The organism is Priestia sp. FSL W8-0524 (assembly GCF_038005965.1).
Classification (GTDB): Bacteria; Bacillota; Bacilli; order Bacillales; family Bacillaceae_H; genus Priestia; species Priestia zanthoxyli.
Genome location: NZ_JBBOUG010000003.1, coordinates 16545 through 35556, shown reverse-complemented (window position 1 = coordinate 35556; position 19012 = coordinate 16545). Strand labels below are relative to the sequence as shown.

At 34.6% G+C, this 19012-nt stretch carries 15 protein-coding genes and 1 pseudogene; 8 read left to right on the top strand and 8 right to left on the bottom strand.

Annotated elements, in window-relative coordinates; all coding sequences use genetic code 11:
* The first annotated feature begins 56 nt into the window (after positions 1-56).
* On the top strand, positions 57-965 hold the full coding sequence (locus NST66_RS27950; RefSeq protein ID WP_340843830.1) for a DMT family transporter: 909 nt from the start codon (positions 57-59) through the stop codon (positions 963-965).
* Positions 966-1218: 253 nt separating this feature from the next.
* On the opposite strand, the pseudogene NST66_RS27945 reads toward NST66_RS27950, so the two are convergent.
* Together NST66_RS27945 and NST66_RS27940 are read right to left on the bottom strand one after the other, a co-directional pair.
* A pseudogene (locus tag NST66_RS27945) lies at positions 1219-1500 on the bottom strand (amidohydrolase family protein); the annotation flags it as partial.
* A 710-nt stretch (positions 1501-2210) separates the two neighbouring features.
* On the bottom strand, positions 2211-3116 hold the full coding sequence (locus NST66_RS27940; RefSeq protein WP_047933710.1) for a LysR family transcriptional regulator: 906 nt from the start codon (positions 3114-3116) through the stop codon (positions 2211-2213).
* Between the two features lie 169 nt (positions 3117-3285).
* Between NST66_RS27940 and gdhA the strand changes: the two genes are divergently transcribed.
* Positions 3286-4668 carry an NADP-specific glutamate dehydrogenase gene (gdhA, locus tag NST66_RS27935; protein ID WP_047933711.1) on the top strand — a complete coding sequence of 461 codons (1383 nt, stop codon included), beginning with the start codon at positions 3286-3288 and terminating at the stop codon, positions 4666-4668.
* Between the two features lie 56 nt (positions 4669-4724).
* Positions 4725-5003 (top strand): YesK family protein, encoded by a 279-nt coding sequence (locus NST66_RS27930; protein WP_081085184.1) that lies wholly within the window; start codon positions 4725-4727, stop codon positions 5001-5003.
* Positions 5004-5885: 882 nt separating this feature from the next.
* On the opposite strand, the gene NST66_RS27925 is transcribed toward NST66_RS27930, so the two are convergent.
* Complete coding sequence (locus NST66_RS27925) at positions 5886-6479, bottom strand: TetR/AcrR family transcriptional regulator (protein ID WP_340843829.1); 594 nt, start codon at positions 6477-6479, stop codon at positions 5886-5888.
* A 147-nt stretch (positions 6480-6626) separates the two neighbouring features.
* On the opposite strand from NST66_RS27925, the gene NST66_RS27920 reads away from it, so the two are divergent.
* The 3 genes from NST66_RS27920 (at position 6627) to NST66_RS27910 (ending at position 8730) form a co-directional block, all read left to right on the top strand.
* Entirely contained in the window at positions 6627-7622 is a 996-nt protein-coding gene (locus tag NST66_RS27920) for an NADPH:quinone oxidoreductase family protein (protein WP_340843828.1), read from the top strand.
* A 256-nt stretch (positions 7623-7878) separates the two neighbouring features.
* The gene (locus tag NST66_RS27915; protein ID WP_275037691.1) at positions 7879-8406 is read left to right on the top strand and encodes an AAA family ATPase; all 528 of its coding nucleotides are present in this window, start codon (positions 7879-7881) and stop codon (positions 8404-8406) included.
* Positions 8407-8454: 48 nt separating this feature from the next.
* Positions 8455-8730, top strand: coding sequence for a CBO0543 family protein (locus tag NST66_RS27910; RefSeq protein ID WP_338131422.1), 276 nt, complete (start codon positions 8455-8457; stop codon positions 8728-8730).
* A 474-nt stretch (positions 8731-9204) separates the two neighbouring features.
* On the opposite strand, the gene NST66_RS27905 is transcribed toward NST66_RS27910, so the two are convergent.
* From NST66_RS27905 to NST66_RS27885, 5 genes are all read right to left on the bottom strand, one after another.
* Positions 9205-10644, bottom strand: a complete 1440-nt coding sequence (locus NST66_RS27905; RefSeq protein WP_275037690.1) for a GntP family permease — start codon at positions 10642-10644, stop codon at positions 9205-9207.
* Positions 10645-10848: 204 nt separating this feature from the next.
* The gene (locus NST66_RS27900) at positions 10849-11901 is read right to left on the bottom strand and encodes a ketopantoate reductase family protein (protein ID WP_275037689.1); all 1053 of its coding nucleotides are present in this window, start codon (positions 11899-11901) and stop codon (positions 10849-10851) included.
* Between the two features lie 312 nt (positions 11902-12213).
* Positions 12214-13065 carry a BKACE family enzyme gene (locus NST66_RS27895; protein ID WP_340843827.1) on the bottom strand — a complete coding sequence of 284 codons (852 nt, stop codon included), beginning with the start codon at positions 13063-13065 and terminating at the stop codon, positions 12214-12216.
* Between the two features lie 772 nt (positions 13066-13837).
* Complete coding sequence (locus tag NST66_RS27890) at positions 13838-14863, bottom strand: LacI family DNA-binding transcriptional regulator (RefSeq protein ID WP_340843826.1); 1026 nt, start codon at positions 14861-14863, stop codon at positions 13838-13840.
* A gap of 399 nt (positions 14864-15262) precedes the next feature.
* On the bottom strand, positions 15263-16387 hold the full coding sequence (locus NST66_RS27885; protein ID WP_340843825.1) for an ROK family transcriptional regulator: 1125 nt from the start codon (positions 16385-16387) through the stop codon (positions 15263-15265).
* A gap of 229 nt (positions 16388-16616) precedes the next feature.
* Here NST66_RS27885 and NST66_RS27880 point away from each other — a divergent pair, with 229 nt between their 5' ends.
* A complete protein-coding gene (locus NST66_RS27880; RefSeq protein WP_340843824.1) occupies positions 16617-17393 on the top strand; it encodes an SDR family oxidoreductase in 777 nt (258 codons plus the stop codon).
* 41 nt (positions 17394-17434) lie between these two features.
* Positions 17435-18997, top strand: a complete 1563-nt coding sequence (locus NST66_RS27875) for an FGGY-family carbohydrate kinase (RefSeq protein WP_340843823.1) — start codon at positions 17435-17437, stop codon at positions 18995-18997.
* Positions 18998-19012: the final 15 nt, after the last annotated feature.

Here is a 19012-nt window from a genome sequence, read left to right as displayed (position 1 = left end):
TTTGGAATGAAATACTCACAAAACTTTCCATAATTGGTGAGGTAAGGAGGTATATTATGTTTCGATTGTATGGAGCCTTAATTGGGCTTAGTTTCATTTGGGGTTTATCTTTTGTATTTATGAAGTGGCTGCTTCCATCAGCTGGTATATGGGGAATTGTATTTTTCCGTTGTCTAGCAGGTGCAATCATCTTGCTCCCGTTTCTATGGTGGAGGCGCAGAGAAGTTAAAGGGAAACTACCCTGGAAGGCGTTGATTGTTGTTGGTATATTTAACTGTGGTTTAGCGTGGGGTTTAATTTCTTTAAGCGAAACTGTGATAAACAGTACAACTGCCTCTATTCTGAATGCGACCACTCCAATCTGGACAGGTCTTATCGGATTTATTCTTTTTTCTTATCGACTTACCGGACGTCAGTGGATCGGTATTCTTATCGGTTTTTTCGGGATACTTGTCCTTATGAATTTTCAATTTGGTCAGATTTTCGGAAAAGAGTTTGTTGGAATTGGAACAATGCTTGTTGCTTGTATCTGCTATGGACTTGCGGGGCAGTTAACAAAACGGTTTCTGTCTGAGGTGGGGGTACTAACTATAACAAGCTTCACCTTACTAATAGGTGCTATCATCGGTTTAGTTGGGATGTTGATTACTGAACCATTCAAACCAGATTTGTTAATTCATCCACTCCCGATTTTGGCAATTGTCGGTCTCGGCTGTTTTGGCTCAGGGTTTGGTCAGTTGATTTATTTTTATATCAATAAAAATGGTGGCCCTGAATTAGCAGCAACGGTTACTTACCTAATCCCTGCCTCGGCCATGGTATGGGGTTATGTACTACTGGGAGAGACAATTACTCCAAACGTAATCGTTGGACTGCTTATTATCTTTGCTGGCGTTTATCTTTCATCTAGGAAATCAAAAGGTAAAACTCCACATGTTGCTCTTGTTAGTAATAAACGAAATTAGTTAAGTAGATTTTATAGTGTGAATCTTTAAAGTTATCTTCGAGAGAGGAATTAAGAAGCTGAAGGACTATAGAATATGCTATATTTCGTATGGAATTCGTCATATATGATGATAAAACGTAATTCTAGTTGTTCAATTTTGTTTAAAAGGCAGCCCTCTATGTGGCTGCCTTTTTATTTTAAGACAGAAAATAATTTCAAAATTTACTGCTAGTTATCCTAAACCCAACAATAGCGAAGAGAAGATGCTGGATTTATATATTTAACAGAGTCGAGATATCCCCACCTAATACTCTGTCTGCAACCTCTTGATTCGATGTATGACGCTTCACAGCTTGCAGATTTAAATATGGATCTCCATATGGGAAATCTGAACTAAATAACGTTCTCTGAGGTATTTCTTGTATAGCCAAAGACAATGCATACGTTGTATAGAATGCAGAGATATCTAAGTAAGCATTTTTAGTTTCTTTAATTATCTCTATCGTTTGCAACCAATAAATACCGCCCATATGTTCATATATAACTGGCACATTTTCATATTTTTGAGTGAGGAGAAATGATTATGGACCATATCACACTCCAAGTATATGATGCACCTGAATTAAAAGTAACCATTTATCAACCTCGCCAAGGAAAAGAAACAGAAGAAAAGATGAAGCATTTACTGAGATAATAATATTAGTACTATACATATCATTAATGCTAATTACTAGAAGCCTATATAATCTTGATAAGTACATAGGCTTCTTTGCGTTTTTTCTTCTAACTGATTTCATCAAAAACGTTCGTAAAAGTATGTGTGTTTTAGAATACGTTCGTAATTTATTTTAGTACTTAAACGAACGCAAAGAATGATGGCTTTTATATTCAAAACAAAAGTCCGTAAACGTATACTTTTGCGGACTTTTCATTTAGATCTATTACAAGATGCTAAAATATTTAGTATTATTAACAAAATAAAAAGCTGCCTTGGAGCGTTAGGAGAGGCAGCTTTTTATAAAACTAGATATGAAATGTGTGTGTGTTAGCAAATTAATTACAACATATTTTCTTCATGAAAGCGATTTATTATAAGAATAAGCATATGTATAAAAGCTGCATAATTCGTAATCGTAACCTTTCTTAAATCTCTTGTTTTCAAGAAATTCTTTTTTGTTTGGATTCCAGAAAAAGTGATTATGGTAACTAAAAATGTAATATACTACTTTTCTTTACTAATCACGTGATTTTTCTTGAGTATAAATTAATTCTTAAAATCATCTAATCTAGTGAAAAATTCCTGAAGGAAATCATAAAATAACTTTTCGGTTGGAAGTAGTGCTCGTTCCTTTGGGGTAATAACTCCTACAGTCCTTGTTACGCTTGGTTCAACCAATGGTATTTTCACTGTTGAGCGTGGCAAGCTATCGACTAACGTGACTTCTGGCATGAGTGTTACACCTAAACCAGCAGAAACTAACCCTTTCAACGCATCGATATCATCCCCCTCAAAGGCAACATTTGGTGTGAAGCCAAGATTCTGACAAGCATTCACAACAATATCTCGAAAGACAAAACCCTCAGGTAATAAAACAAACGGTTCGTCTACTAGTTCTTGAAGTTTTACGGAGGATTCTTTTGCAAGGCGGTGGTGAATTGGCAAAAGAGCCACAATATTTTCCGTAAATAATATTTTTTGTTGAAGTTTTTTTTCTTTGAAAGGAAGTGGACCTATTAGACCAAGATTAAAATCTCCTTTAATTACACCTTCAATTAATTCGTGGTAAAGCGCTTGTTTTAACTGAAATTTTGCTTCCGGATAGCGCAATCTAAATGCATAGATTACAGTTGGTAATGTATACGCTGCTAAACTTATCGGAAAAGTAATGCGTATTGTTCCTTTTTCAGGATCTAAATATTCCTTAACTTCACGTCTCGCATCATCTATCACATTCATGGCATGTTTCATTCGTTCAAAAAATATTTTTCCAATTGGGGTTAAATGTACTCTTCTTCCTTCTCTGATAAACAAATCAACTTCTAATTCATTTTCTAAATTTACTATTTGTCGACTTACCGAGGACTGTGCTACATGTAAAGAATGGGCAGCTTCAGTTACGTGTTCGCGAGTAGCAACCTCCATAAAATAACGGATTTGTCTAAAGTCCATTTTGTATCCTCCTTATTAATTAATGCGTAAAACGCATTAATATTATCGTTTCTTTATATTGATTCGATCATTATTTCAATTATAAAATATTTTATAATAACAACCTAAAAAAATTACGAAGAATTTTTTAAATTTTCATTATAAATCAATAAATAGGAGACGGATAAGTATGATAACAATTGAAAAAAATCAATCGACGTATACAGAAAGTGTGCAGGATTATGTTAATCAAGTATTTGAAATAGTTAAAAAACGAAATCCGAATGAAAGTGAGTTTCATCAGGCGGTCAAAGAAGTATTCGATTCTTTAATACCTGTTCTCATTAAAAATCCTCAGTATATTAACCAAGCTATTCTGGAGAGAATTGTTGAACCAGAGAGAGTCATCTCTTTTCGTGTACCGTGGGTCGATGATCAGGGAAATATTAGAGTAAATCGCGGATTTCGCGTCCAATATAGCAGCGCAATTGGCCCATATAAGGGTGGATTAAGATTTCATCCATCTGTCAACGCAAGTATTATTAAATTTTTAGGATTTGAGCAAATTTTTAAAAACTCTTTAACTGGTCAACCAATTGGCGGCGGTAAAGGCGGCGCTGATTTTGATCCTAAAGGTAAATCAGATGGAGAAATAATGCGTTTTTGTCAAAGCTTTATGCTAGAACTTAGCAAATATATCGGACCTGATACAGATGTTCCTGCAGGTGACATTGGTGTAGGAAGTAAAGAAATTGGCTTTTTGTTTGGACAATATAAAAAAATGTGTGGCAGCTTTGAAGCAGGCGTTTTAACAGGTAAAGGTCTTAGTTATGGTGGAAGCTTAGCTCGTAAAGAAGCAACCGGGTACGGAACAGTTTACTTTGTTGAAGAAATGTTAAAAGATAATAATCTTAGCTTTGAAGGCAGTACAGTTGTTGTGTCAGGGTCAGGAAATGTCTCAATCTATGCAATTGAAAAAGCGATTCAGCTAGGAGCTAAAGTGGTTGCGTGCAGCGATTCTAATGGTTATATCTATGACAAAAATGGTCTTGACTTAGAGACAGTTAAACGCATTAAGGAAATAGAAAAAAAACGTATAAGTACTTATGTAACTGATCATCCTGAAGCGATTTACGTGGAAAGTTGTAATGGAATTTGGACAGTTCCATGTGATATTGCTTTACCATGTGCTACTCAAAATGAAATCGATCAAAACTCTGCAGAATTATTAGTTTCTAATGGAGTAAAAGCAATTGGTGAAGGTGCCAATATGCCCTCTACATTAGAGGCTGTCGAGATTTTCTTAGAGAATAATATTTTATTTGCCCCTGCTAAAGCAGCAAATGCTGGTGGTGTTTCTGTATCAGCGTTAGAAATGGCTCAAAATAGTACTAGGCTCTCTTGGACTTTTGAAGAAGTCGATAGCAGATTACATGCGATTATGAAAAGCATATACCAAAATAGCAAGAAAGCTGCTCAAGAATACAACGCTCCTGGTAATCTTGTCGTAGGTGCAAACATTGCCGGATTTATAAAAGTGGCTGATGCTATGATTGAGCAAGGCGTTATTTGATACTTCATTAGGAGAATATACTAGTATGGATATCTTAAATTTAAAGGCTGTTAATAATGGGTGACTTATACATAGTTTCTATAATTATGATTGCTAGTTTAATTGTACTCTCATATGCACTCAGTAGAAAAAAAACTACTATTAAATATATAGCACCTCTAATTGTAGGAGTAGTTAGTGTGGGTGTTGTTATCGTAAGTTTCCTTATCGGAGGATGGATCGGTATGAGAGTAGGGACAATTAGCTTTACTGCTTTTATCTCATCACTTATCTCCCTACTAATTATATCTATAGCTGAATCTGTAAAAAGAAAATTCAGTAAATATTATCGTTAACAAAATAAAAAGCCACCTCTGGTCGTCGATAGAGGAGGCTTTTTATTTTGTTACTTTTCATAAGGTAGAAATATCATTAAGAAAATTATAACATAATTTTGTAAAAAAGACCATTTTAAATAAGTTGGAGCATATGTATAAAAGGTGCGCTTTTTATACATTTTTTCTTTACCCACACCTGGAGAGAACTCCGTCATATCAAGGATGTATAAAAAGCTGCATAAAGGAAGTAATCATCCGTTCTTAAACCCCTTGTGACATAAGGGGTTCTTTTTGTCGTGTCTTCCGGAAAGAGTGTTTATGTAAACTAGCTTTGTATACGATATACACAGTTAAAATCCTTTATTTACAGCAATATAAAATGTTAAAGTGACTATATATTGGAATTAAGTGGAGGATAAACATGTATAGTAAAAATTGTTCTAAATGTGATTCAACTTTAACTAAAGCACGTATTCAATCATCCCCTGGAACAGTGGGAATAAACAAAGCGCCTAGCAGATTATTGAATAACAACAGTAATTATAGTGAGTTAGTACCTTATGTTTGCTCAAGTTGCGGTTATGTAGATTTTTATGTAGAGGATCCTGAAAAGTTCTCATAATAGAGCTTTTCAGGATTTTTTATTTCCGATAAAAAACATTATGGTAACTCGCTTTGCATACGATATGCCTAACTTTGATTATTGGATTGTTTCTACTAATAGCTTATAACACATATGCTTGTTCTGATACAAATCCTGCGTTATCTAATTTTTATGGAAATTACATATTATAAAAAAGAACAAAGCTTCGTTTAATTTTAGACTTTGTTCTTCTTGTTTATCATTTAAAGTATAGAAGGTAGACAGTTTAGACAGATTAAAAAGTCAAAAAAGAGCATCTAATTAACTTTTAGCAAGTCTAAAAAGCTTTGATAGCAAGTCTCTTTGTAATATTGATGGGAATTTATATCTTCGTTCATTAGCCATTGAATGAGCAATCCATCTATAATAGCGCGCATGGTTTTTGAAGTCTTTTCTACATTAATATTCTGTTCAAACACTCCTGTTTTCTGACCAGAAATAATAATGTCAGATGTAATGTTCCAACAGTTTTGATAAAAACGATGATTAATTTTTCTATATGTTTCATTTTGGCCTGCCTGAGACAAGAAATCTAAATAAACTCTATAAAATTTTGCATTTTTCTCAGGGGCGACAAATACTGAGTTTACATAAGCTTTTAATTTACCCAAGGGAGTAGACTCTGAATTCACTGATGCAAGCTCATAGTTATAGATTTTATCTGTAAGCCACTCAAGGAGTTGAGATAAGGTATCTTCCTTATTCTCAAAATAATAATGGACGACTCCTTTACTAACTTCTGCATGATCAGCAATACTCTGTAAGGTAACCGAATTATAACCTTGTACTGACATAGCTTGGAAAGCTGCTCTTAATATTTGATTCTTTCTCTCTTCTGCTTTTTTCTTCATAATAAACCTCCAGCAAACTAAACGTACAAATTAGTATACAACATTTTATAAAATTTGAACAAAAATTATTCTGACCGGTCAAAAAATTTTGACCGGTCAGAATAATAATGTATACTAGTAGTAGTTTCACAAAGGAGGAATTACAAAATGAAAGATCAATTCAAAGCGCTAGTGGTAGACAAAGTTAATGATGAATTTTCAATGAATGTAAAAAATATTTCTCTAGAATTTTTGCCTAAGAGTGATGTCTTAATCAAGGTACATTATTCGGGAATTAACTATAAAGATGGGCTAGCAGGTACTCCTGATGGTAAAATCATAAGAAATTATCCATTTATACCAGGGGTAGATTTAGCAGGTGTAGTCGTTTCTTCTAATGACCCTCGCTTTCATGAAGGAGATGAAGTCATTGCAACAAGTTACGATATAGGTGTTTCCCATTTTGGTGGATACAGCGAATATGCCAGTATTCCAGGTGATTGGATTGTACCTTTACCTGAAAATTTGACCCTTAAAGAAGCCATTGTAGTAGGAACAGCAGGCTTTACGGCAGCTTTATCTATACAACGTCTAGAGGAGAATGGAGTATCGCCAGAAAAAGGCAAAGTTCTTGTGACAGGTGCAACCGGTGGCGTTGGCAGTTTTGCGGTCTCATTTTTAAACTCTCTGGGTTATAAGGTAGAAGCTAGCACAGGGAAAGAATCGGAGTATGAGTATTTACGAAAACTCGGAGCTCATACCATTATTTCAAGGGATATGACGTATGGAGGAAAAGTTAAAGCTTTAGGGACACAAAAATGGGCTGCAGCCGTTGACCCTGTTGGTGGAGATCCTCTTTCCTCTGTTTTAAGCCAGATTCAATATGGAGGTTCAGTTGCTGTTAGTGGGTTAACAGCTGGGACAAAACTGGCCTCTACTGTTTTTCCATTCATTTTAAGAGGCGTCAATTTACTTGGAATTGACTCTGTATACTGTCCAATGGAAAAACGTTTAAGAACATGGAAACGCATAGCAACAGATTTTAAGCCATCTAATTTTGAAGATTTTATCTCACAAGAAATTAATTTAAATCAGCTTCCTACTGTTCTTCCTAACATTTTAAAAGGGCATGTAAGAGGAAGAACGATTGTAAAATTAGTCTGATAAGAAATTTATATTGAGATTTCTTACTGTCAAAAATCAAGCACTATAAAGGTTTTTTAAAATATTTTTGAAATATTTTAAAAATACAAACAAGAAAGCGCAAACCTTTTACAGGTTTGTGCTTTTTTGCTTCTGGTAATACGTTTTATGTTAACTAATAAACAATATTATCTACTATAATTTAGGTGTTGAAAAAGGATATAACGGCTGTATGAAGAAGTGCTATTTTATAACTATTTGTTAAGTGGTGATATCTTTGAAAATTAAATCTCCTCATAAAATACATATTATAGGTTCCGTCGGAAGTGGAAAGACAACATTAGCAAAAAAATTGTCTTCACAACTAAATATCCCATCTTATGAGCTAGACAATGTTGTTTGGAAAAGAGCTAAAACAGGAGATATTAGGAGAAGTGAAGAGGAAAGAGATCAATATTTAAACACTATAATCAGTTCCGAGTCTTGGATTGTAGAAGGGGTTCATCATAAGTGGGTTTTTCAAAGTTTTAAGAATGCAGATTTGATTATTTTTCTAGATACAAGTTATTCAAAACGGAATATTCGGATAGTAAAAAGATTCTTTTTACAAAAGGTTGGTATTGAAAAGGCGAACTATAAAACCTCTTTTTTTATATTTAAAAAGATGTTTGAGTGGAATTCATATTTTGAAAATAAAAGTAAGCCGGAAATATTAGAAATGTTAAGTGATTTTGATGATAAGGTAATAATTTCAAAAGATACTAATGAAATCGAAAGTATATTGATTAAGAACAATCACTACTAAAATCTTATAATCCATTTTGTATTGAGTAAATAGAGAAGTATTTCATAAATAATAAATGTTTTATCATTTACTCTACCTGACGACAAATATGGGCTTTATCATTTAACAAAAAATGACAAACCCTTTAAAATTGTATATAAGATTGTACTTACCATCAGTTCACTATTTTTAGTTGAGTTATGGGCAGAAAAATATACGAAACTAATTAAGTGGCAAAAAGGATGGAAATGGTATTACAGCCTTATTAGCCTTAATATAAAAGCTTTATTTAGTCGTTTAGTAATTGCAATTATTAACATTATACAACAGAAACAAGAGGGTTAACCTATGCTCCTACTAAAAAAAGTGATCTTGTGGCTCCCTCTTGTTTTATAGGTGGAAACTCAACTGGTTCTGCTTCTTCAAAGATGAACAAATCTAATTGTTCAGTCTCGAATGGATTACCGGATGTTTCCCAACTAGTTAATGCACCGAACACACCTTCATTTTCCTATCCTGTTAAGTTACCCCAAATAGATGTTCCACTCACATGAGCATGAGAAGAATTTGGGAATGCAGCTCAGGTATTGTCACAATCATTTATAAATAAAAACCTAATTAATCGACGATTTTGACATGCAGTGAAACGTTCTCTGACGAAATTAACTTTTGTTTTGCGTATAACTTATAACTGCTCATTCGATGCAAATTTCAGCCCTTCAAAAATCTAGCTGTTTTCCGCACTTAAGTACCCTTAACCCTCTTAACACAAAATAAAATTCCTATTTATCCTATTTTAAAGTATTAATAAATGAAATATTAAACGATTCCAGTTAAACTATAAATTCCAATGACTATGAGAACAGTTAATGTTTTCAAAATAGTGATAGCAAAAATATCACGATACGATTGAACATGTGTCAATCCACAAACGGTAAGGATCGTAATGACTGCTCCGTTATGGGGGAGTGAATCCATACCTCCGGAAGCCATTGCAATTACTCGGTGCATGACTTCTGGAGGAATGTTATATTGGGCTGCCGCCTCCATATACTTTTCACCCATCACGCTTAGTGCAATCCCCATTCCTCCGGAAGCTGATCCGGTAATTCCCGCCAAAACATTAGTTGTTACGGCTCCGTTGACAAGTGGATTCGTGAATATATGCGAAACACCATCTCGAACAACGCTAAAGCCAGGAAGTGCAGCAATAATACCGCCAAATCCATATTCGGAGGCTGTATTCATGGTTGCTAGTAAAGCTCCACCAATGCTAATACTTATCCCTTCTTTAAATTTGGATTGTACTTCTCTCCAGTTATATAATATCGTAGAAATTATTCCAAATAATAAGGCAAGTTCTACTGACCAAATTCCAGTAACCTGGGAAAGTTCGACCTTCCCAAAAGAATCTAGGCCGATGGAAGAGAAATCAAATCCGTTTGGATACCACTTAGGAATAATCGTAGTGAAAAATTTATTAGTGACCCCAACAAGAATTAGTGGGACAAATGCAAGAAGTTCACGAGAACGGCTGTTTGAAGTCTTGAGGTTTATTGAATAATTCTCCTCTTCAGCCTGGATAGTGGCTGCCATTTCTACTTCATTACCTTCAAAACCTGAATATCCTTCTCCAGCTTTGCGAGCCTTTCGAGAACGTGATTCTAAATAAATCATTCCAACAGAAAAAACAATAACCCCACCAATTATCCCTAGCATTGGAGCAGCGTAAATATCTGTCTTAAAAAAGGTAGTAGGAATTACATTTTGTATTTGTGGCGTTCCAGGTAAGGCATCCATCGTAAATGTTGCGCCCCCTAAAATAATAGTTGCGGGGAGCAGGCGTTTGGGAATATTTGATTCACGAAATATGTTGGAAGCAAACGGGTAAACAGCAAAGGCAACAACAAACAAACTTACACCACTATAAGTCAGTATTGCACTTAGTAGTACAGTAGCTAAAATTGCTCGTTTAGGTCCCACCCAACTGATTATAGTTTGAGCAATAGATTTTGCCACTCCAGACATTTCAACTATTTTTCCAAATATAGCTCCTAAAAGGAACACCGGAAAATATAACTTAACAAAACCAACCATCTTTTCCATGAAAATATTAGAAAAGAAAGGGAGTACGTATGATGGCTCAGTCAACAAGACTGCAAACAACGCACAAAGCGGCGCAAAAAGAATTACTGAAAACCCTCGATAAGCAATAAACATAAGCAGTCCTAAAGATAAAAGAATAACAATAAGATCCATACAATCCTCCTTATTTTTAATAAATAGTTAGTTTTTACAATATAAAACGCATGAAAAAAGGACCGTTTACGAAATTTTCAGAAGCCTATAAGTGATCTAACATCTATTATTTAAAGTCCCATAGAATACACAATCTATTTATTGGTTGCTCCTCTTCCCTATTCTGTAAATCCGTGGAGGCTTTACTTCAGACTATATAGCACGCTATTCTCTGAAGCTCATTTTACGCATACTTAATAAATTGGGATTAAAGTGCTTTATATTATCTGTAAATCTTGGAGAACTACCTTTTTTTTCAGCTTCCTTCACTAATTTGACAACTAAATCATTATAAGGAGTTTTTATTCCTGCCGCCCTCCCCTTTCTACAAATAAAACCGTTGATAAAGTCAATTTCAGTTTTTCTTTTCTTTTCCAAGTCTTGTAACATGCTCGCTTTTGTATTACTATGTGGTCCCCAAACCTCTTGATAAAAATCCATTTTATTAGATATATCATTTTCATCTTGAAGTTCAAGAACCTCCATATCTTTTCCTTGAATCCTCTCTAATTTAATTCCATAAGCATGGGCAACCTTTATAGTTTCGTCTGCAATGTAGGCTAAGCTAACCATTGCTGGATCACTGGCTAAAACCTTCCCAAAACAACAGCCTAATGCAGCTGACATGCCACTAAATGTTGCATTCATTAATAATTTTGCCCATTTTATTCCCATGATGTTAGAAGAGATATCACAATGACCAACTAAATCTAAAATTCTTTTTACTTCCTTGAGTCGAGGAGTTATTGATCCATCTAATTCACCAATATCAAACGCATATTTTTTTAAAATTCGAGTTTCTGTTGCAAGTTCGGATACACCTGGACCAAGCCAGGTAGCACCAAATCCTACAACACCACCAATGGTTCTTTCATGTCCAATATAAGAAGCAACGAAGTCCTCAGGTATACCATTTTGCAACGTACAGACGATACTAGTAGAGTGAAGATGCGGAAGCAATTGTTCTAAAGAAGCCTGATTGTAAACCTGTTTAGTTAATAAAAAAACTAAATCATATTGACCAGTAATTTCATGGGGTAACATGGCCTTTACAGGAACGCAAAGATCCATAAAGCCAGTAATCTTTGCACCGGAATGATTGAGCGCGGATACATGTTCCTTATTGATATCGATTAAATCTACTTTTTGTCCTCCTGCAGTAATTAAGGCTCCTATTATAGTTCCTAAGGAACCTGAACCCATTATTGCAATTCTCATATGTATTCCTCCCTGGAGAATGATTAATTTATTGAATGAACTCAAGTTTATTAAGTGCATTTTCTTCTACTAAAATTGATAAATAAATAAAAAGGCTATTAAAATTTTAAGTTTCAGAATAATTATAATACTCTCTTTTAATGCCTTTTTTGTGTCTTCTTCGATCCCACACGATGGGTCGAAATTATTCAATCTACAATATTACTTTATTCAGAGGTGCTCATTCTCTCCTTTTACTCATTTTAAGGAGAATTAAAAGAATCTGACCGGATTGATGCTTGGAAAAGCAAAGAGCAGCCAAGATTTCCTAGATTATTTACCAATGCTACTTAATCCCTTCAAGCGCTTTGAATTATCCAAACCTAAAATTTCTCTAGCTTGGTTCGGAGTAGCGACATCTCTTCCTAAAGTTTGAGATAAACCTACAATTCTTTCTACAAATTGAGCGTTGGTTTTCGCCAATTCACCCTGTCGATAATAGACACTGTCCTCCATTCCTACGCGAACATGTCCCCCCATTATAATACTCATTGTGTTGATAGATAATTGATCTTTACTTGCTCCAATTGCCGACCAAGTTGAACCGGCAGGAATACTTTCAGCTAAAAATAATAAATTCTTGGGTGTAGCTGGCATCCCTCCCCTTATACCTAAAACAAACTGAAAATGAAATGGGGAGTCGATGAAGCCCTTTTTAGCAATTCGCAAGGTATTATCAATCATACCGACATCGAATATTTCAATCTCAGGCTTTATCTCATACTCCTTCATTTTTTTTGCCAAGCGCTCCAGAAAATTAGGTGAATTAAGAAATACATCACTACCAAAATTCATTGAACCAGCATCAAAAGTTGCCAACTCAGATCCTAATTCACATACTCGAAGACGATCTTCATCGTTCATAGCCACTCCACCAGCTGTCGTTAAGTTAATAATAATATCGCATTTATCCTTTATGCGATTAACGACTTCTACATAGGTACCTAAATCAAGAGAATTATTTCCGTCTTCATCTCTTACGTGAATATGGGCTATAGACGCCCCTGCTTGCCACGCTTCATAAACAGAATCGGCAATTTCCTTTGGAGTAAAAGGTACATAAGGAGTATGTTTGCGAGTTGTCTGAGCCCCAGTTGGAGCAACGGTAATAATTAATTTTTCCAAAATAATCCCTCCGTTTGATTAACATTACTGGTATTTTAGCGAAACGTTTCGATGAAAACATAATGCGAAAACTATATAAATCATTAAAAAATACGAAGTTTTCTTTATTAAATAGCTATTTTAATAAGAATCAAAAAGTTATAATTAAAATTCGATGCATAAAACAGCGAAACGTTTCGCTGGTACTTATTATAATTTGTTAACGCTTACAAAATCAAGGGGTTTCTAAAGAATTTTCAGAATATTATTAGTTATTTATCCTCTACTATTGAAATAATAAGCAGGTGTGTGCGATGATACTCTCTATTTGTTTACTAGTTTAGTTACGTATATTACGTACTATTGCTTATAAAATATACAAAGTTTTCCTAGAAAAAATTTAGGATCTTAGAGTCTATAAAAACAAGAAAATTAGTATGAACTTCTTTGTCATCACACCTACAAAATATTAAAAGAACCAGGACCATCAAGCGATTTAATAATCATAAAAAGATGAATACGTACGTTGGTATTGATTGATATTCTGTGGTTCGGTTCTACGACACTTTTTTACAATGAAAAAACTAATAAGCAAGCTGTTAAATATTAAGACGCATTAAAGACGTGCCTCTATAACAAACGTTATAGAGGCGCGTCATCAAATATGTGAATAAGTTTTTGGAAACCGATTTTTAGCTTTTAAATCAAGATTGTGTTTTTTACTTCATAGTATCTGGGGCATTAAATTAATTTAATCCCTTTAACTTTCTTAAATTGTTGCCCTAAGATTGATTTAATAAAGATTATCAATCTTATTTCTTTTATATCCACAGCTTTCGCGAACTACTAAAGATGGGGTAAGTATGATTTGTCTAGCCCGAGTTTCATCTTTTTCTTTGATCATTTCTAATAGAAACTCCATGGATAGTTTACCCATGTCATATGTAGAATGGTCAATACTAGATAAAGGAACAAGAAAATTTTCAGAAAAGGAATTGTTATCGTTTCCAATAACCGAAATGTCCTCCGGAACACAAATACCAGAATCTCTTAGCCCCTTTATCACTCCGAAAGCTATTATGTCACTTGCAGTACAAATGGCCTCTGGTAATACTTCCACTTGCTCAATCATCTTTTTCACATTGGTATATCCTGATTCTAAAGAATATTCTCCATCATAGATAAGCATTGGATCAATATCTAATCCAGTTTGAGTCATGCAGCTTATAAATCCTGCTTTTCTTTCTCTGGCAGTATTGATATCCAGATCACCTCCGAAAAAAGCAATTCTTTTGTAACCTTGTCTTACTAAATGATTAACTGCTAGTTCAGAAGAGAGTGGATTATTAACTCCAACAAAATTTTTATCATAAAATGGAGGTTTTCTGTTGATTAAGACATATTTTAATCCTGTTTTTTCAACTTCATTTAAATCCTCTGAATTAGCAATATTGGCTAATAAGAGACCGTCAACCTGCTTTTCCAGCATTAGTTCTAAATAAGTCAAAATCTTTTTATTTCCATTTGATACATTACACAGAATTACATTGAAATTATTATTAAACGATACATCTTCGATACCTTCGATCAATGGGGGATAAAAGGGATTTGAAAGATTTGAAACTATAACACCAACCGTGTTGGTTCTCTTTTTTTTCAAGCTTCGCGCTACTGCATTTGGTTTATAATTTAATTCTTCAATTGCCTGCATCACTCTATTGGTAAGTCCCGGACTGACGTATGCTGATTGATTAATTACAGCCGACACAGTAGAAAGTGAAACATTAGCTTTTTTAGATATGTCCTTCATCGTAGCCATGTAAAAACCTCCAGGCGAAACGTTTCGATATCTCTAATCTATAATAAGTTGAGAGCGATTGCAATTTAATAGTATTATTTCCAATTTAAAATAGTTTTTTCACTATTTTTTGTGAAGCTCATCCTAGGTATGTATAATCTCTTCTTATTATCTCTATAGCATTACTGACTCTCATCGCTATAGAAAAAAACTCTAAGTGATTATGTTAAGTAGACAAATACACAGTTTTTCTACATTATTCCGTTGAATACGAAAATCCCTTGCCTCTAACAGCAAAGGATTCTTTTTTTTGGGTTAAGAGCATTTTATTATAAGCTTTAGTATTCATGTAGAGTTGAGTCACTAAAATTATAAGAAGTAAAGAAAAATATAATATTAACTTATAATTTATCTACATAATTAAATTGTATTTAAAAAATTTTGAACGAATGGTATAGCAGCACCTATAGGAACGCCATTTTCAGGTGAACGGCTAATATGGATAAATGAATCATTATTTGGAAATGGGGTTTTATCATAAACTTTTTTATGAAGAAATTCAATGTCTTTTTCTTTTAAGTAAGGAGATATATGTCCACCTAAAATAAATTCTCTGTTAATAACAAGATTAATATTATTGATTGAAAATGCTAAGTCATCTAAAAATGAGGTCCACCTCTCTTGATAGGAAGTGTTACCAGATCGTAATTCTTTAAAGAAAACTTCTAATGATTCATCTTCTTCTAACAGGGCACTAATAGAACAAAATGTTTCCATACATCCTTTTTTCCCACAGTAACACGGGTCTCCATGAGGGTCGACCGTCATATGTTCTACCGTACCACTATGCCCTTCTCTTCCCATATAAATTTGATTATTTATAATAAGAGCCCCCCCAAGATGGGTACCGATTGACAAATAAATAATGTCTCCGATATCATTTCTAATCCACAACTCTGTAGTAGCTGCACACTTTGCATCATGGAAAAATACACAAGGATAATCTAGGTGCTGTGAAAATACCTCAATATCTAAACCTGTACAGTTTAATATTTTTCCATATGTAATACTCTTCCCATCAGTTGATGTTAAAGCTTGTACTGCAAAACCAATGCCAAGGACTTGTTCCTTTTTTACATTAAGAGATGAGACAAAATCATCTACAGCATTGCTTACTTCTTTGAAGTAACGATCTGTATTTAAATATTCAATTGATAGTTCTCTCTTTGCAAATGCAATACCAAGCAAATCAATTGCTAAAATGAAAACTGTCTTTTTTAGAATTTCAACACCGATACTAATATGAGCCTGTGGGCATATAGCATAGGCAGTTGCACGTCTACCTACAGAGGATTCAAATTGACCACTCTTTTCAATTAATTTTTTCTCTTCTAAACGAACTAAATTCTGGGTTACAGTTGGCAGACTCAAACTAAGTTGATTTGCAATCTCTTGTTTTGAAAGTCTCTCGTTTTGATAAATAAGGTGGTAGATCGACGAGTAGTTACTTTTTTTTATATCTTTAAATGTAATATTATTATCCATGCAAACAACCTCATTATGTGTAAATATTTTATAAAACTAGTTTATTTAAATTTAAATAAAATATATCACACCACCTGAACTAATAACAACATTCGCAAGGTGAATGAAGGGTAAGTTCACCTTTTTCTATTTCTTTATATTGACTCATACATAAAAAGGTTATATTATATAAATTAATTTTATAAATATATTTTATAAAACTACTTTCTTGAAAGAGAGGAAATTGAATATGGGAATCATTGAAAAAATGAGATTGGATGAAAAGAAAATTTTTGTCACAGGTGGAGCAAGGGGTATTGGAAAGAGTGCTGCAATCGCTTTCGCTGAAGCAGGAGCCGATGTAGCGATTGTGGATCTAGATTTTGAAGCAGCTCAAAAAACCGCAGCTGAGTTAAAAGAACATCATGAGGTTGAAACGATTGCTATTGAAGCCGATGTCACAAAACCGGAAGATGTAGATAGCATGATTGAAAAAATACTTAACGTTTTTGGTCGTATAGACGTTGCCTTCTGTAATGCTGGAATCTGTATGAATGTACCTGCAGAAGAAATGACTTTTGATCAATGGAAAAAGGTCATTGATATTAATTTAACTGGTGTGTTTTTAACAGCTCAAGCAGCTGGAAAAGTAATGTTAAAGCAAGGTGGCGGTTCTATCATTAATACGGCTTCTATGTCAGGCCATATTGTAAACGTGCCTCAGCCGCAGTGTTCCTATAACGCCTCTAAAGCAGGAGTAATTCAGTTGACAAAATCTCTGGCAGTAGAATGGGCTACACGAAATGTACGTGTGAATTGTATTAGTCCAGGCTATATGGGTACGGAGCTTACATTAAATTCTCCAAGTTTGCAGCCCTTAATCGAGCAATGGAATCAAATGGCACCTCTTAAAAGAATGGGAAGACCAGAAGAACTTCAATCTATATGTGTCTATCTTGCTGGAGATACTAGTAGCTTCACCACAGGAGCAGACTTTGTAGTAGATGGCGCCTTTACTTGTATTTAATAGATTAACAGATTTTAGTTTTCAAGATTGGAGGACTATATATGCATTATTTACTCGGTACAGATATCGGAACATCCGGTACCAAGACAGTTTTAATGGACACGGAAGGTAATCTAATTGCTCAAGATTTACAGGAATATGATGTATTGACCCCAAAACCATTATGGGCTGAGCAATGGCCTGAGGTATGGCTTCATGCCGCCAAAACTTCTATTAAAAATACAGTGCAGAAATCAGGAATTGCTGCGGGGAAAATACAAGGAATTGCTATCAGTGGTTTGTATGGTGGTTCTGGTATTCCATTAGATGAAAATATGGAACCGGTGAGACCTTGTATGATTTGGATGGATCGTAGAGCAGAAGAAGAAACAAAATGGGTTTTAGATAACATTGGAGAAAAAAGACTTTTAGAAATTACTCACAATGGCGCTGACCCCTATTATGGTTATACCAAAATCTTATGGATGAAAAACCATGAACCAGAAAACTGGAAAAAGACAAAGCTATTTTTGCCCCCAAATGATTACGTTATTTATAAACTAACAGGAGAAATTGCGATTGATTATTCTTCTGCAGGAAATATCGGCGGTATTTTTGATATGAACAATAGAAGCTGGTCTAAAGAAATGATGGAAGAGATGGGTATTCCTCTGTCAATGATGCCAGAGAAGATTGTAGAATCAACAGACATTGTCGGTAGATTAACGAAAGAAGCCGCAGTTGAATTAGGGCTTTCCGAAGGAATGCCAGTGATAGCAAGTGGTATTGATTGCGGTGCTGCAAACATTGGACTTGGCGTATTTGAACCAGGTGTTTATGCAGCAGCGATTGGAACTTCAATGTGTGCAGCGTTGGTTTCAGAAAAACCGGTGAAAGGAAAAGATCTGATTGTTTGGCCATATCTATACGATGCAAAAAAGCTTTCTTATTATTTTGCTGGTGGTGCTACAGCAGGGGCGATTGTAAAATGGTTTCGTCAAACAATGTGCCAATTTGAAATTGAAGTGGAAAAATCCGGTGGAAAGAATGCCTATGATGTGTTAAATGAACAAGCAGAAACCATTCCTGTTGGTAGTGAAGGTCTAATTGTACTTCCTTACTTTATGGGAGAAAGAAGTCCTGTGTGGGATTCGGATGCAAAAGGAACGATTGTTGGACTTTCATTAGCCCATACAAAAGCTCATATTTACCGAGCATTTTTGGAAGCGGTCGCATTTTCTTTGCGAGATGCAATGGAAGCGACTGGGGAAAATCTGGGTAAGTCTATCCTGCTTGCCGGGGGAGTAACAAAATCAAAATTGTGGAGACAAATCTTTGCTGATGTCACGGGCTATCCGATTGTTTGTCCAATACATGATGTAGAAGCAAATATGGGAGATGTCATGCTAGCTGGAATAGGAACAGGGCTGTTATCTTATGAAGATGTGAAACAATGGCAAGTATTAGATGAAAAAATCATGCCAAATAAGCAGAGTCATGAGAAGTATAATGACTATTACAAGGTTTACAAATCTATATACAACAACTTAAAAGATGATATGAAAACGCTAACAAGTATTTCGCTCGAAAATAATGCAGATTGTATACTACAAAAAACAATTTAAAATTGTGGGGTAATA

Bases quoted from the DNA above. Each gene is read 5' to 3' on its own strand.
- gdhA (WP_047933711.1), top strand. From the start codon at position 3,286: ATGATAACAATTGAAAAAAATCAATCGACGTATACAGAAAGTGTGCAG.
- NST66_RS27885 (WP_340843825.1), bottom strand. From the start codon at position 16,387: ATGGATAATAATATTACATTTAAAGATATAAAAAAAAGTAACTACTCG.
- NST66_RS27920 (WP_340843828.1), top strand. From the start codon at position 6,627: ATGAAAGATCAATTCAAAGCGCTAGTGGTAGACAAAGTTAATGATGAA.
- NST66_RS27925 (WP_340843829.1), bottom strand. From the start codon at position 6,479: ATGAAGAAAAAAGCAGAAGAGAGAAAGAATCAAATATTAAGAGCAGCT.
- NST66_RS27940 (WP_047933710.1), bottom strand. From the start codon at position 3,116: ATGGACTTTAGACAAATCCGTTATTTTATGGAGGTTGCTACTCGCGAA.
- NST66_RS27890 (WP_340843826.1), bottom strand. From the start codon at position 14,863: ATGGCTACGATGAAGGACATATCTAAAAAAGCTAATGTTTCACTTTCT.
- NST66_RS27950 (WP_340843830.1), top strand. From the start codon at position 57: ATGTTTCGATTGTATGGAGCCTTAATTGGGCTTAGTTTCATTTGGGGT.
- NST66_RS27900 (WP_275037689.1), bottom strand. From the start codon at position 11,901: ATGAGAATTGCAATAATGGGTTCAGGTTCCTTAGGAACTATAATAGGA.
- NST66_RS27905 (WP_275037690.1), bottom strand. From the start codon at position 10,644: ATGGATCTTATTGTTATTCTTTTATCTTTAGGACTGCTTATGTTTATT.
- NST66_RS27930 (WP_081085184.1), top strand. From the start codon at position 4,725: ATGGGTGACTTATACATAGTTTCTATAATTATGATTGCTAGTTTAATT.
- NST66_RS27880 (WP_340843824.1), top strand. From the start codon at position 16,617: ATGGGAATCATTGAAAAAATGAGATTGGATGAAAAGAAAATTTTTGTC.
- NST66_RS27875 (WP_340843823.1), top strand. From the start codon at position 17,435: ATGCATTATTTACTCGGTACAGATATCGGAACATCCGGTACCAAGACA.